The organism is Ignatzschineria rhizosphaerae, assembly GCF_022655595.1.
In the GTDB taxonomy this organism is placed as follows: Bacteria; Pseudomonadota; Gammaproteobacteria; order Cardiobacteriales; family Wohlfahrtiimonadaceae; genus Ignatzschineria; species Ignatzschineria rhizosphaerae.
The window spans coordinates 1,404,980-1,419,647 of record NZ_CP093379.1 but is presented as its reverse complement, the minus strand read 5'-3'; the positions used below and the strand labels follow the sequence as shown (position 1 = coordinate 1,419,647).

Below are 14,668 nucleotides of genomic sequence, written 5' to 3'. Positions count from 1 at the left end.
AAAATGAAAGCGAAAACACTAAAATTTTTTATGGTGCTGATCTCAGCGGGAATTATTACTGCGTGTGGATCACAAGCAAAGAAGGAAGATAAGTACTTTGCCATGACAGGTCAAGACCTCTTAGCTGAAGGGGATAAGAACCTTGATGGGGCAAGTTATGAAGTTGCTGTCCAACATTATGAAGCAATTGAGGCGAGATTTCCGCATACAAGTTTAGCAGAACAAGCAAAACTTAATAAGATCTATGCTTATTATCATGATCGTCAACACGGTAAAGCACTCACTGAAATCGGGGAGTTTATTCGACTCTATCCTAATCATGAGAGTATCGATTATCTCTACTATATGCAGGGATTAATCAACTTTGATAGAGCGCGTTCAATTTTGGATAAACTTCTTCCGCCAGATCGTTCTAAAGTTGACCAAAACCAAATGCGTGAGTCACTCGCTTCATTCTTAACGGTTGTTAACCGCTACCCTGATGGGGAATATGCTGAGGATTCAGCAAAAAGAATCGTCTATCTTCGTAACCTTTTAGCAGAAGCGGAGATCCATAAAGCGGAGTTCTATATGGAGCGCCATGCTTATATAGGGGCAATTAACCGAGCGCAGTTCGTGTTAGATAACTATGATGCAACAACATCCGTTTCAAATGCGCTCTATATTCAAGCAAAAGCTTATCAAGCGCTCGATTTACCAGAGCTTGCACAAAAAAGTATCTTAGTCTTACGTCATAACTTCCCGTATGATGCGCGTTTATCAGAATTTGGTTTTGCAAATACGCCTAATACGATTGTAGAAGAAGTTGATATTACTGAAGAATAAGTGCGAAGGATAATTTCTTCTCACTTTGTTGGAAATATTTGATCTGTTCCTTATAAAGAAATGGGTCTATACTTAAAGGAATTCATGGAAGATGAATGGTAGATTTGGAGTTTCCAAAACCTCATTCATTTGTTGAATTCCTTTTTTATTTCGTATTCATTTTAGATAAAGATAAACGTATTATGACAATTCTGACACTCTATCGAGTTTTATGGTGGGTTTTGCTACCGGGGATTATCTTGATGCGTTTTTTTCGTGATTGGCGCTCCCCTTTGGGTGTGAGAAATTTTGGTCAACGTTTTGGATTTCAAAAAATTGCTCGTGCTGATATTTTAATCCATGCTGTTTCTTTGGGGGAAGTGCGGGCTGTTTCGCCATTAGTAAAGCGGTTATTAGCAGAAAACCCCACTAAAAAGATTCTCTTTACCGCAACAACATTAACAGGCAGTGATCAAATCCAGCGCTCTTTTAAAGATGCTTTAGCAAATGGGCAATTAACCCATACCTATTTACCATTAGATTTTGGTCTTTCGATGGCGCTTTTTCTAAAGAAAGCTGCGCCTAAAGTGATCTTAATTATGGAAACAGAGATCTGGCCAAACTTTATTTTACAAGCAAAGAAAAGAGCGATTCCGCTTTATATTATTAGTGCGTGTTTATCAGATCGCTCATATCGCCGTTATCAAAAGATCTCTAAAAGTATTCATCAATTATTAAGCGATGTCAGTGTACTTGCACAAACCGATGAAGATGTATTACGCTTTGAAGTATTAGGCGTTAAATCGGCAAAACGTATGGGAAATATAAAATATGATTTGACGGTGCCTGATATTGTTTTTGAGCGTTTAACTATTTTAAATGAGCACCGGCAAAAAGATTCGATCTATTGGATTGCGGCAAGTACGCATGAAGAGGAAGAAGAGATTATTATTGAAGCTTTTATTCGAGCTAAAAAACGATTACCCCAATTACATCTGATTTTAGCGCCGCGTCATCCTGAAAGATTCCAAGAGGTGAAACTTTTACTAGATGAGTATATTGATGCTCACGATTTTACCCTCTCAATTCGTAGTGAAGGGGAGTTAACTGATCTTAATCCTCAAGCAGATATCTGGTTAGTAGATACTTTAGGGGAGTTATTACTCTTTTATGCTTTCGCTGATATTGCAACGGTGGGTGGTAGCTTTGTCCCTATTGGTGGGCATAATATTTTAGAGCCGGCATTTTTCTCAAAACCGATTACAGTAGGACCTCACATGGAGGAAAATCGGGAGATTATGACGCAGTTTTTAGATAATAAGGCAATCTTGCAAGTAAGTGGTGATACGCTTAGTAAAGTGATTAAACAGTTAGTCACAGATTCTTCTTATCGCCTGCATTTAGGGGAAGCTGCACGTTTAACAATGGCCGAAAATCAAGGCGCTATTGATATTGTGATTGAGGAGATTTCCCCTTTAATCTGATCTTGCCTAATAAAGGCTCAGAGATTTTAGAAGATAAAATTCTTTATTATTTAAGGATAGCTCTCTCTGTAAAAATCTATCTTCTTGATACTGCGAATATGTGCTAAATCATTGTTATTAACGAATTTCTATAGAAGAATCCCATTGATTTGCTTCTCTTTGAGTATCTCTTATATACTGCTAAAGGTTATTGATAATGAGATGCTTTAAAAAAAGGGTTGTGATGGCATTAAAACCTTCAAAAAATCCTGAAGAAAATGTAAAAAAATCAGAGCATCAATCATTTATCAGCAAAAAATTTTAAGCTTTAGAGATTATCGTAGCGAATAAGTTATGAAAATCATTTAAAGCGACAGTTTTCATTTTATAAATCATATTCACTAACGATAAGAGAAGGATAAGCTTTATGGCAAATTCTAAGATTTTTTACACCAAAACAGATGAAGCCCCAATGTTGGCAACATACTCATTTTTACCGATTGTAGAGGCTTTTACTAAACCTGCGGCAATTGATATTGAAGTGAAAGATATCTCATTAACAGGACGTATTTTAGCGCTTTTTCCTGATCTTTTAGAGGAATCTCAGCGTGTTGAAGATGCTTTAGCTGAGCTTGGTAAATTAACGCAAGATCCTGCGACAAATATCATTAAACTCCCGAATATCTCCGCATCTATTCCACAATTAAAAAGAGCCATTGCGGAGTTGCAAGCCGCTGGGTTTGCGATTCCTGATTTTCCTGAAGAGCCGAAAAATGACGCAGAAGCTGAGATTAAAAAACGTTATTCACGCGTTTTAGGATCGGCTGTAAACCCTGTTCTTCGTGAAGGAAACTCAGATCGCCGTGCACCGATGGCAATTAAAGAGTTTGCTCGTAATAATCCCCATTCAATGGGAGAGTGGAAAAAAGACTCGAAAACAAAAGTTGCCACAATGAATGATGGGGACTTTTATGGCTCTGAGCAATCAGTGACGATTCCAGAAGCCACTGAATATAAGATCGTTTTTAAAGGGGAAGGTAAAGAGCAAGAATTAAAAGGCTTTGCACCACTTTTAAAAGGGGAGATTATCGATAGCTCAGTGATGAGTATCACAAAGCTTAAAGCATTTGTAGAAAAAGCCGTCGCAGAAGCGAAAGCGCAAGATGTTTTACTTTCAGCCCATCTTAAAGCAACGATGATGAAGGTTTCTGACCCCATTATGTTTGGGGCGATTGTTGAAGTTTACTTTGCGGATCTTTTTGCAAAATATGGTGATCTTTTCAAAGAGATAGGGGTCGATACTCGTAATGGTTTGGGCGATATCTATGCAAAAGTAAAAGGTCATGCGAAAGAAGCAGAGGTCATTGCGGCAATTGATGCTGTGATTGCAAAGGGTCCTCGCCTTGCAATGGTTGATTCTGATAAAGGTATTACAAATCTTCATGTCCCATCAGATGTGATTGTCGATGCTTCAATGCCGGCAATGATTCGTGCGGGCGGGAAGATGTGGAATAAAGATAATAAGACGGAAGATACCATTGCGTTGATTCCTGATCGCTGTTATTCAGGCGTATTTGCGGCAACTATTGAAGATTGTATTGCTAATGGTGCATTAGATCCTAAAACAATGGGAACAGTGCCAAATGTAGGCTTAATGGCGCAAAAAGCAGAAGAGTATGGATCACATGATAAAACCTTCCAAGCACCGGGTAATGGGGTGATTGAGGTTGTGACAAAAGATGGCAAAGTGCTCATGAGTCAAGCTGTAGAAGCGGGTGATATCTTTAGAATGTGTCAGGCAAAAGATGCGCCGATTCAAGATTGGGTTAAACTTGCGGTCATGCGTTCACGCTTATCAGATACGCCGGCAATTTTTTGGTTAGATGAAAATCGTGCCCATGACCGTGAAATGATTAAAAAAGTCGATATCTACTTAAAAGATCATGATACAGATGGTTTGGATATTCAGATCATGGATCCAATTTCAGCCGCGAAAGCAACGTTAAAGCGTATTCGTGAAGGCAAAGATACAATCTCTGTAACAGGAAACGTATTACGTGATTATTTAACAGATCTCTTCCCCATTTTAGAGCTTGGCACTTCTGCAAAAATGCTCTCAATTGTCCCTTTAATGAAAGGAGGCGGTCTCTTTGAAACAGGGGCGGGTGGTTCGGCTCCTAAGCATATTGAACAATTTATTGCAGAAGGTTATCTGCGTTGGGATTCACTCGGTGAGTTCTTAGCACTAGCTGAATCATTAAAGCATTTGGGCCGTACGCAAAATAATGCTAAAGCGCTTCTTCTTGGGGAAATGCTAGATTTAGCAAATACAAAATTCTTAAAAGAAGACCGTTCACCTGCGAGAAAAATCGGGCAGATTGATAACCGAGGTTCACATTTCTACCTTTCGCTTTATTGGGCAGAGGCGCTTGCAAATCAGGACCAAGATGCAGATCTTAAAGCAATCTTTACGAAGGTCGCAACAGCACTTTCAGCAAATGAAGCAAAGATTAATGAAGAGCTAATTAGTGCGCAAGGAAAAGCACAAGAGATTGGTGGTTATTACCGACCTGTTGATGCGAAAGCCGAAAAAGCGATGCGCCCAAGTGTAACCTTTAATGAGGTATTAGCCTCTCTTTAATGATTTTAGAGAAAGTGGGAAGTAAATATTCCTACGATCTTTGATTCTGTAAAGCCCAATAAAATTATTTATTGGGCTTTTTGTTTTTTATTTTTTAATAAACGAATAATTAATATCTATTTTAATTTCAGGGGAGTATTTTTTTATTCAAAGAGCTTAAATTCAACTCTTCTCTATATGTGACAAAACATCATTTGTAAATAGGAATGATTCGTACTACTGTTATCATTGTTTTGTAAATACTATACATCGATACAATAAAGGGAATTTTATGTCATATAGTGGGAAGCTCCGCTTGCATCCTTTAGCGGTTGCAGTCTTTTGTTTATGTTCTGTGCAAGTTATTTATGCTGATGAAAAGCAAGCTGAAATCAAGGATCAAATACAATTAGATGCTAAAGATGCGATAGGGTTGGGGCGTATTTTGGTAAAAGCACAGCCTGAAGGAGAAAGTGGGGATGCACAAGGCTATGATGAAGTATATAACCAAGATATGTCTTCGGTATATCGTGGTCGAGAAGAGATAGAGCGCTTTAAAGGAAAGTCTCCGGCAGATATTTTTAAGGGAATGGCAGGTGTTTATAGTGGAGATTCTAGAAATAGCGGTTCTGTAGATATTAATATTCGTGGGATCCAAGGGCAAGGGCGAGTACCTGTTACAATTGATGGCACAGAGCAGGGCGTGACTGTTTATCGTGGTTATTTTGGTGCGAGTAATCGTAATTATGTAGACCCTAGTTTAATTAGTAGTATTACTGTTGAGAAAGGGGGTACTTTATCAACAGATGTGAAAACATCTGTAGGTGGTGGGGTTGCGATGAAAACCTTAGGAATTGATGATGTAGTCGCTTTAGATCAAAAGTTTGGAATAGATTTTCAAATGGATACCAGTACAAATACCACCAAACCTCGTTTGCCTGATCTATCTTTAATTGGAACCGATTATCGAGATGACCCTAGTAAAAAAGGGGGAGGGTGGGAGACGAGTACTCATATTTTAAAGGATCCTAAAAGTCGAGGTAGTCAATCAGACTGGTTTAATTTAAGAGATGGCTCAATGCGCATTGCCGGGGGATATAGGGGCGAAATTTTTGATTTAATGGCAGCCGTAAGTTATCGAAAACAAGGAAATTATTTTTCTGGTAAGAGAGGCGCTTCTGGGTATTATTCTGAAAATGCAGATGATGAAGCATTTATGGCAAATGTGGCTGAGATTTATAAGCCCGGCTCTGAAGTTTTAAATACCTCTAGTACTAATCGCTCCTTATTGTTAAAAAATACTTGGTATCTTTCAGATGAGCAACGCTTATTACTAACCGCTAGACATAGCTTAATTGAGCATGGTGAATTGATGCCATCACGAATTATTCGTTATGCTGATGGGGGAATCCAACAGTGGCCAACTAGTAAGATTAATCAAAGAGCTTACAGTGCGCAGTATAAATGGAATCCTGCTGATAATCCTTGGATTGATACAAATATTAATGTATGGCAGACGGTGACAAATAGTGATACCTATACCGGTGATGGTTATGTGTTTGATCTGAAAAGTCAAGATTGGGGCTGGAACTCTTGCCGAGATCAAAACCCTGATGATCCAAGCGTCTGTGTAAGAGATGATCAACAGCACTTATATCAAAATACAGCTTTGGCACATTCAAGAGATACTCGATGGGGAATTACCGCTAATAATACTATGTTATTAATGGAAAACTTGAAGTTTACTGCCGGCATTGATTATCAAAGAGAGAAGTTACGTTCGGCAACTAATACTCGTGAAGGGAGACGAAGAAGTACAAGTTTAATGTTTAATTTTGAATGGCAACCTATTCCAAGCGTGACAATTAATGCGGGTGTTAAACGAAATTCTTACTCTTCATTTGATGATCGTTTAGCACAAGCACGCCGAAATAAAGAGCATAACCTGCAACGTATGAATGTCTCTTCGCAAAAGATTATGGCGAATCGTGCCATCACTCAAGATGAATATGATTTTTATCAAAATACTGACAATATGCTCAATAATTTTACTACAGAAGAGCGTATAGATTGGATAGCCTCTAATCCTGATGGATGGGATGAGTATGTAACACTTAAGCAATCTGTTAATACACCATTTGAATATGATAAAGGTCGTGTAAAAGAGGGATTTATTTATTCTCAAAGAGCAGATGGGAAATATTACCGTGAGGATAATCCCTATTTAAATGGTACGATTTCATCAGAAATGGTCATGAATCCTGTAACGGGAGAGCTTGAACCTCTCTATAAAGTTACTGGTACAGATTCAGTTTTCCCTGCATTTGAAAATGATGCACAAAAGTTTGCGCCTGTTACCAGAAAATCAGGTCATGCATGGTCTCCAATTGTCTCTATTGGTTGGGATATGACAGATTATTCAAAAGTATATGCGCGCTTTGCAAAAGATACGCGTTTCCCCAGTATGTTTGAATCAACCGTAGGATTTTTCAATTCAGGTGTGCGGGATCAGATAACTTTAAAACCTGAAAAATCTCGCAATTTTGAAGTAGGTTATGTCTATGATCTCTCTTGGTTACCTAATACGGAAGCAAGTGATATTAAGATTAGTTATTATGATACAAAGCTTAATAATGTCATCGAGCGAGATACTGAAATGCATATTTCACAAATTGATGTCATGAAAACAAAAGGGATAGAGGTCCAAGCGAGATATTCTACGGGGAAGTACTATGCAACCTTAGGAATGAATTACAATTTGAAAAATAAAAGTTGCGATGAATCATCTTCGATGAGACTAGATTATACAGGGAATTTCCCTACTTGTGTTGATGGTGGATTTCCTATTGGTTATTTAAGAACGCACATGATTCCTAAATATAGCATTAACTTAGGTATGGGCGGGAAGTTCTTTAATAATCAATTAGAGGTGAGTGCGAACTTTAACTATCATAGTAAAGCTCGTAATGGACAAGAAGAGCAGATGATGAAAGACGGGCTATTTCCTGCTCAAGGGTTGAATAATAACCCTATTCGTTGGGATTCTGCATTAGTTGTTGATCTCTTTATGAAGTATAAGATTGATAAAGATATGTCCATTAACTTCTCTGGGCATAACCTTACGAATCAATACTATATTGATCCTCTAACTCGCTCATTTATGCCAGCACCAGGGCGCACGTTTAGAATTGGATTTGAAGGGAAATTATAATTTAGGTGAATTATTAGGAATTTTTATATTTTAAAAAAGCTCGATATTAATCTATCGGGCTTTTTGTTTTTAGGAGATGAATAATGGCTATTTTTACTATTCCTTAGCATAAAATTTTAAAAATAAAGAGTCTATATTGATGAAATTAAATGTTATTTATTAACAATTGAAAATATAGTGTGAATCTAAATGAGAATTGTTAGCTAATGAGATTCTCTTATGATAATATTTTTTATTCAAAATTTTATATCTAAAATATTTTAAAAAAAAGGGAAAAAAATGTCATCGATGGGGAAATGCCGGTTACATCCATTAGCTATTGCGGTAATTTGTCTATTGTCTGCACAAGTTGTATTGGCAGATGATTCGATAGATTCAGATACTGAAAGTATTTCAAAAGAGACTCATGAAGCAATAGAGCTCGGCCGTATTTTAGTAAGAGCTCAATTCGATGGGGAAAGTGGTGATGCGCAAGGCTATGATGATGTTTATAGCCGGGATATGTCCTCTGTATATCGTGGTAAAGATGAGATTCAGCGTAATAAAGGCTTATCTCCTGCAGATTTATTAAAAGGTATGACCGGTGTTTATAGTGGTGATGCGCGTAATAGTGGCGCTATTGATGTAAATATCCGCGGGATTCAAGGGCAGGGAAGAGTGCCGGTAACGATTGATGGAACAGAGCAAGCGATCTCTGTTTATCGTGGTTATTTTGGCGTTAGTAATCGAAATTATGTTGATCCCAGTATGATTAGCAGTATTACTGTAGAAAAAGGGGCGACGTTAGGCTCTGGTGTAAAAACATCAGTAGGTGGTGGGGTTGCGATGACCACGATTGGGATTGATGATGTTGTTGCTAAGGATCAGAAGTTTGGTGTTGATTTCCAAATGGATACGGGCAGTAATACAACAAAACCTCGTTTGCCCAATATGTCTCTATTAGGCACAGATTATCGTGACGACCCAATGTTTGACCCAAGCGTGATCCCTCTTGATCATCCCAGTTTATTTGTTGGTAATAAACAACGTGGTAGCAGTACAGATTTCTTTAATTTCCGGGATTATTCAATGCGACTAGCTGCCGGTATGCGCGCAGAATATTTTGATTTGATGGCAGCGGTAAGTTACCGCAAGCAAGGGAACTATTTTTCAGGGAAGCGGGGAAGTTCATTCTATTCAGCGGAGAGTGCAAAGGAGCATGCTTTTGTCCCACCTGTGGCATTAACTTATAAGCCAGGGTCTGAAGTTTTAAATACCTCTAGCGCTAATAAATCCCTTTTAATTAAAAACACATGGTATCTTCCAGAAGATCAACGCCTATTATTGATGGCTCGCCATAGTGATATTAATCATGGGGAGTTAATGCCTTCACGGTTACTTCGTTCTGAAAATGCAGAAGATGCAGGATTACTGCAATGGCCTGAAAGCGATATCAAGCAAAAAGCCTATAGTATTCGTTATCAGTGGAATCCTGAAGATAATCGTTGGATTGATGCTGATATTAGCCTTTGGAAAACAACCACTGATAGTAATACCTATACAACCGGCGATTCTATTTTTGGACGTGATTCTTATGATGGTGCGTGGAACTGGTGCATGATCGTCAATAACAAAGATCAAAGCAAATGTGTACGTGATGGATTATTTCATCCTTATGTCAATAAGGGGCTTGCCCATGTGAAGAATACGCGTTGGGGCGTTACGGCAAGTAATACCATGGAGTTAATGGATGATCTGAAATTTACTGCCGGCATTGATTTTCAAAAGGAGAAGTTACGTTCTGACACTAAAACCCGTGAAGGTAGGCGCCAAGAATATAATCTCTTTTTTAATTTTACTTGGCAGCCGATTCCGTCAGTAACGATTAATGCCGGCTTAAGACGAGATTCTTATAACTCTCATGATGATCTTTTAGCGGAGAAAAGGCTTAGTAAAGATCTTCGTTATGCGCAAGATGGGGTTGATTATATGGAGATCTACACTTCGCGCCCATTTACCCAAGATGAGTATGATTTTTATCATTCAGTCGAGGCAGAATTGCGGGCAGCGGGGGCTATGAATGAGGCTGGAACGGTTGATTACGTCAGTCCTGGGTTTCAAATCTGGCGTGAGAATAATAATGAAAAGTTCCAGCAATATCATAAGCTTTGGACATCAAAAACATTTGATGGTGGCGTTAATGAGACTTATGAGTTTTCGCAAAGAGGAGATGGTAAGTATCATCGAGAAGATAATCCCCTTGCAAATGGAAAGGTACCACAAGGAAAACGGATAGATCCATGGACAGGGAAGGAAGTGGATAATTATGTCTTTAAAAATATTAATCACAAGACAAAAGATGCCGGCGACCAGAAGTATGCCGCTGTACAAAAACGCTCAGGTCATGCTTGGTCTCCTATATTATCCATTGGTTGGGATATGACCGATTATTCTAAAGTCTATGCGCGCTATGCTGAGTCAAAACGTTTCCCTAGTATGTTTGAAGATACCATTGGGTTTACGACAAATATCCGAGATTTTGTACATTTAAAACCAGAAGAATCTCGCACCTTTGAAGTGGGGTATGTCTATGATCTATCGTGGTTACCCAATACATTAGCGAGTGATATTAAAATCAGTTATTACGATATGACGCTTAAAAACGTGATTGAGCGTGACCCATCATTTAACATTACTCAAATTGATAAACAAAAAACAAAAGGGATAGAGCTTCAAGCTCGTTATGAGAGCCAACGTTTCTTTGCTAATGCGGGAATTAACTACAATTTAAAGAATAAAACTTGTGATGATTCCGCTTCCATGGTGATGGACCCTTCTGGTGATTTTCCTGTATGTGTTGATGGCGGCTTCCCTAATGGATTCTTACGAACCAATATGATTCCTAAATATAGCGTGAACCTTACGGTTGGCGGAAAATTCTTCGATAGTAAGTTAGAAGTGGGGACATCACTAAATTACCATGCTAAAGCACGTAATGGTCAAGAAGAGATGATGGTGGCTAGCGGTAAATTAAATGGGGATATGGTGGGAAATAACGCCCCTATTCGTTGGAATAGTGTCTTTTTAGTAGATGCTTTTTTAAATTATAAAATAGATGATAGTCTTTCTATGTATTTCTCTGGGCATAATCTAACGAATCAATATTATATCGATCCTCTTACTCGATCTTATATGCCGGCACCAGGTCGAACATTTAGAATTGGGTTAAAGGGGAATTTTTAGAGTCTAGTAAAATTTTCAGTAAGAAAACAAAAATATTTTAAACAATGATCATCATACGAAAAGCCCAAAGTATTTTGGGCTTTTTTGTCGTTACAAGCGGAGAAAGAGCCGCTTTTAAAGCTAAATTGAAACAATTGTACTTATAGGTAAGATTTTGATTTTATGGTTAAAAATATTGACTAATTATTTTTCATAGGTATCAATAGAGGGAAGTAGATAAATATTTTACCTACTTAAATTCTTGAAAATACACAGAAGAATGTATGGCAAGTAAAGGGCTGGGGGAGTAGGTTTATCCGTAATGGATGTAATATTGATTGCAAGGATAGACGAATAATGAAAATGATAAAAATGATGAAAGGAAGATAAGGATGCTTGTTGTTAGTTTGATATATGACATCTCTATGATTCCTATTTTGTTTTGAATTGTTTTATTGTTGAGTGATCTAAAACTCCCAGATGATATTTAAAGAAAAGATTATTTTAAGATCTATTGCTATTGCTATTGCTATTGCTATTGAGATGTTGAAATGATCCAAATATAAAAACCTTGGGGGATGATTATGAATCATTTAAAGAATAAGTCTCATCATAAAATTGTCATTTTAGGCGCTGGATTTGGTGGGCTTGGAATGGCTGCTCAGCTAAAAATGGCGGGAATCAATGACTTTGTTGTTTTAGAAAAAGGGTCAGATATTGGGGGTGTTTGGCGGGATAATACCTATCCTGGCGCCGCGTGTGATGTGGAATCCCATCTTTATTGTTACTCCTTTTTTCTTCATTTACGCGTAACAAACTCTTATGCGGGTCAAGCTGAGTTTATGCGTTATATGAATGAATTAGTTGATAAATTTGATCTTCGAGAACATATTGTTTTAAATGCCGAGATCTCAAAAGCTTACTGGGATGACAAAGAGAAACAGTGGGATTTTACTTTACAGAATGATACAACTTTTTCAGGGAACTATTTTATTCCCGCTTGGGGGCAATTGAATATCCCTAATTTCCCTCATATTGAAGGGGTTGAGCTTTTTAAAGGAACATATTTTCATTCTGCAAGATGGGATCATTCTGTAGATCTTACAAATAAAAAAGTTGGCAGTATTGGTGCAGCGGCAAGTGCTGTGCAATATATTCCGGAAATAGCGCCTAAAGTTGAGCATCTAACGGTGTTTCAGCGCTCAGCTAACTGGGTGATTCCTCGGGAGAAAACTGCATTTTCAAAAGAGGATATTGCTGAGTTTATTAATGATCCTGAGCTATTTAAAGCTAGTAGACAAGCCTTATATGATATTAAAGAACAGAATTTTTTCTCTTTAAAACAAGGCTCAAAGGCGCAAGAAAAAGCGATTCAATTAGCAAAGGATTATTTAAATACCGCAGTGACAGATCCAAAGCTAAGAGAGAAGTTAGTTCCTGCTTATGAGTATGGCTGTAAACGAATTTTAATTACAAGTGATTATTATCCGACCCTGCAAAGATCTAATGTCACGGTTGAGACAGAGCCTATTCAAGCTTTTTATGAAGATGGAATTATCACTAAAGATGGTCAAAAACATCCCTTAGATGTGGTAGTTTTCGGTACAGGCTTTAAGAGTCACGCTTTCCATGGAAATTTAGAAATTACGGGATTTAATGGCGCATCTTTATCTGAATTATGGGTTGATGGTGCTTCTGCTTATTTAGGGATAACCGTGCCTAATTTTCCTAATATGTTTCTGCTTTATGGGCCTAATACCAACTTAAATCATAGTTCGATTTTATTAATGTTAGAAGCGCAGCAACAATATATTATTCAAGCGATTGAGGAGATGGAGCAATCTAATATTGCGGGTATTATCGTTAATCAAAAAATTTATGAAGACTTTAATGAGCAATTACAGGAAGATTTAAAAACAACGGCTTTTTCAACTTCTTGTTCTAGCTGGTATAAAAATTCCGAAGGTAAAATTATTAACAACTGGTCAGGATCTGTAAGAGATTATGAAGCCGCTGTCGCCTCCTTCAATATTGCCGATTTTTCACAAATCTAAGGGGAAAAGGATGAGAGTTGATCGAGATACACAAGTTATCTTACAAGCTTTTAAGGAAGCGGGTGGGCAAGGGATAGAGATCTTATCTGTTCAAGATGCTAGAGATGTTTACGTTCAAAATAATACTGGAGATTTAGAGCCTGATAAGATTCATTCGGTGAAAGATCGGCAAATTACAGTAAGAGATGGAAATCAAATAACGGTACGAATTTATGAGCCAAGGGAAAATGCTCATGAAAAGAGTCCAGGAATACTCTTTATGCATGGTGGTGGTTGGGTTATTGGGGATTTAGAAACCCATGATTCTATCTGCCGGCGAGTGGCTAAAGAGACGCAGTATTCAGTGATTGCCGTCGATTATCGCTTGGCGCCGGAGTACCCATTTCCTTATCCCTTACATGATTGTATCGATGCTTTGCTATGGCTTGGGCAAGAGGGAGAGCTGCTTCAGATAGAAACAACGTCGATTATTGTGATGGGAGATAGTGCGGGAGGAAATTTAGCAACAATATTAGCGCATCAATTTAATAAGAGTAATGATTATCATATTGCAGCAGAGGTCTTATTTTATCCAGTGACAACTGCGATCATGGATAGCCCCTCTTATGAAAGATTTGCAGAAGGATATCCGTTATCCAAGAAGACGATGGAATGGTTTATCAATCATTATGTAACAAAAGAGACAGATCCAGCTAATCCGCAAATATCCCCACTTTACTATGAGGATCTACAATCTGATGTTGCTACATTTATCATGACTGTTGGTTTAGATCCTTTATGTGATGAAGGGGTTTATTATGCTCAAAAGTTGATAACGAAGGGGCATTATGTGGTTTATCAACATCAGCCAGATACGATGCATGGAATATTAACATCGGCAAAAGCAATAAAATTGGGAGAACACTATATTCACAAAGCTTGTGATTTTATTAAAGAGTATTTTAAATGACAATGAGGTAACGCTCGTTGATAGGGTTATCGGCATTTGTATAGATGCTAAAGGAATATTTGTTTCCCTAAAAGGTCGCTATTATTAGCGGCCTTTTTTTATTTTTCATTAAATACAATGACTTTGATCCATAAATTTTAAGTTATTTTAAACCGTTAATTGAAGTTTATTGTTTTAGCGATCTAGCCTTTATTTTATGCACTTTTTTTAACAAGCACTTATGACATTTTTTTATTCTAAATCTAAAGTTTTTTAGAATAAAGAATCACAAATATTCCCATATATCGTTGATTTTTATTGAGTTAGATTAACAATTGAAAATATAAGTTAAATCTAAATGAGAATTGTTAGCTAATGGGATTCTCT

Annotated in this window: 7 protein-coding genes; all 7 read left to right on the top strand. The window is 37.6% G+C overall.

Annotated elements, in window-relative coordinates; all coding sequences use genetic code 11:
* Nucleotides 1–3: 3 nt before the first annotated feature.
* Complete coding sequence (locus tag MMG00_RS06120) at nucleotides 4–825, top strand: outer membrane protein assembly factor BamD (RefSeq protein ID WP_242152888.1); 822 nt, start codon at nucleotides 4–6, stop codon at nucleotides 823–825.
* 182 nt (nucleotides 826–1,007) lie between these two features.
* A complete protein-coding gene (locus MMG00_RS06115) occupies nucleotides 1,008–2,288 on the top strand; it encodes a 3-deoxy-D-manno-octulosonic acid transferase (RefSeq protein ID WP_242152885.1) in 1,281 nt (426 codons plus the stop codon).
* Nucleotides 2,289–2,694: 406 nt separating this feature from the next.
* On the top strand, nucleotides 2,695–4,908 hold the full coding sequence (locus MMG00_RS06110; RefSeq protein ID WP_242152881.1) for an NADP-dependent isocitrate dehydrogenase: 2,214 nt from the start codon (nucleotides 2,695–2,697) through the stop codon (nucleotides 4,906–4,908).
* A gap of 271 nt (nucleotides 4,909–5,179) precedes the next feature.
* Complete coding sequence (locus MMG00_RS06105) at nucleotides 5,180–8,098, top strand: TonB-dependent receptor domain-containing protein (protein ID WP_242152878.1); 2,919 nt, start codon at nucleotides 5,180–5,182, stop codon at nucleotides 8,096–8,098.
* Between the two features lie 279 nt (nucleotides 8,099–8,377).
* Nucleotides 8,378–11,320, top strand: a complete 2,943-nt coding sequence (locus MMG00_RS06100) for a TonB-dependent receptor domain-containing protein (RefSeq protein ID WP_242152876.1) — start codon at nucleotides 8,378–8,380, stop codon at nucleotides 11,318–11,320.
* A gap of 563 nt (nucleotides 11,321–11,883) precedes the next feature.
* Nucleotides 11,884–13,353 carry a flavin-containing monooxygenase gene (locus tag MMG00_RS06095; RefSeq protein WP_242152873.1) on the top strand — a complete coding sequence of 490 codons (1,470 nt, stop codon included), beginning with the start codon at nucleotides 11,884–11,886 and terminating at the stop codon, nucleotides 13,351–13,353.
* A 10-nt stretch (nucleotides 13,354–13,363) separates the two neighbouring features.
* Complete coding sequence (locus MMG00_RS06090; protein WP_242152870.1) at nucleotides 13,364–14,302, top strand: alpha/beta hydrolase; 939 nt, start codon at nucleotides 13,364–13,366, stop codon at nucleotides 14,300–14,302.
* Nucleotides 14,303–14,668 lie beyond the last annotated feature (366 nt).

Bases quoted from the DNA above. Each gene is read 5' to 3' on its own strand.
- MMG00_RS06115 (WP_242152885.1), top strand. From the start codon at position 1,008: ATGACAATTCTGACACTCTATCGAGTTTTATGGTGGGTTTTGCTACCG.
- MMG00_RS06105 (WP_242152878.1), top strand. From the start codon at position 5,180: ATGTCATATAGTGGGAAGCTCCGCTTGCATCCTTTAGCGGTTGCAGTC.
- MMG00_RS06095 (WP_242152873.1), top strand. From the start codon at position 11,884: ATGAATCATTTAAAGAATAAGTCTCATCATAAAATTGTCATTTTAGGC.
- MMG00_RS06120 (WP_242152888.1), top strand. From the start codon at position 4: ATGAAAGCGAAAACACTAAAATTTTTTATGGTGCTGATCTCAGCGGGA.
- MMG00_RS06110 (WP_242152881.1), top strand. From the start codon at position 2,695: ATGGCAAATTCTAAGATTTTTTACACCAAAACAGATGAAGCCCCAATG.
- MMG00_RS06100 (WP_242152876.1), top strand. From the start codon at position 8,378: ATGTCATCGATGGGGAAATGCCGGTTACATCCATTAGCTATTGCGGTA.
- MMG00_RS06090 (WP_242152870.1), top strand. From the start codon at position 13,364: ATGAGAGTTGATCGAGATACACAAGTTATCTTACAAGCTTTTAAGGAA.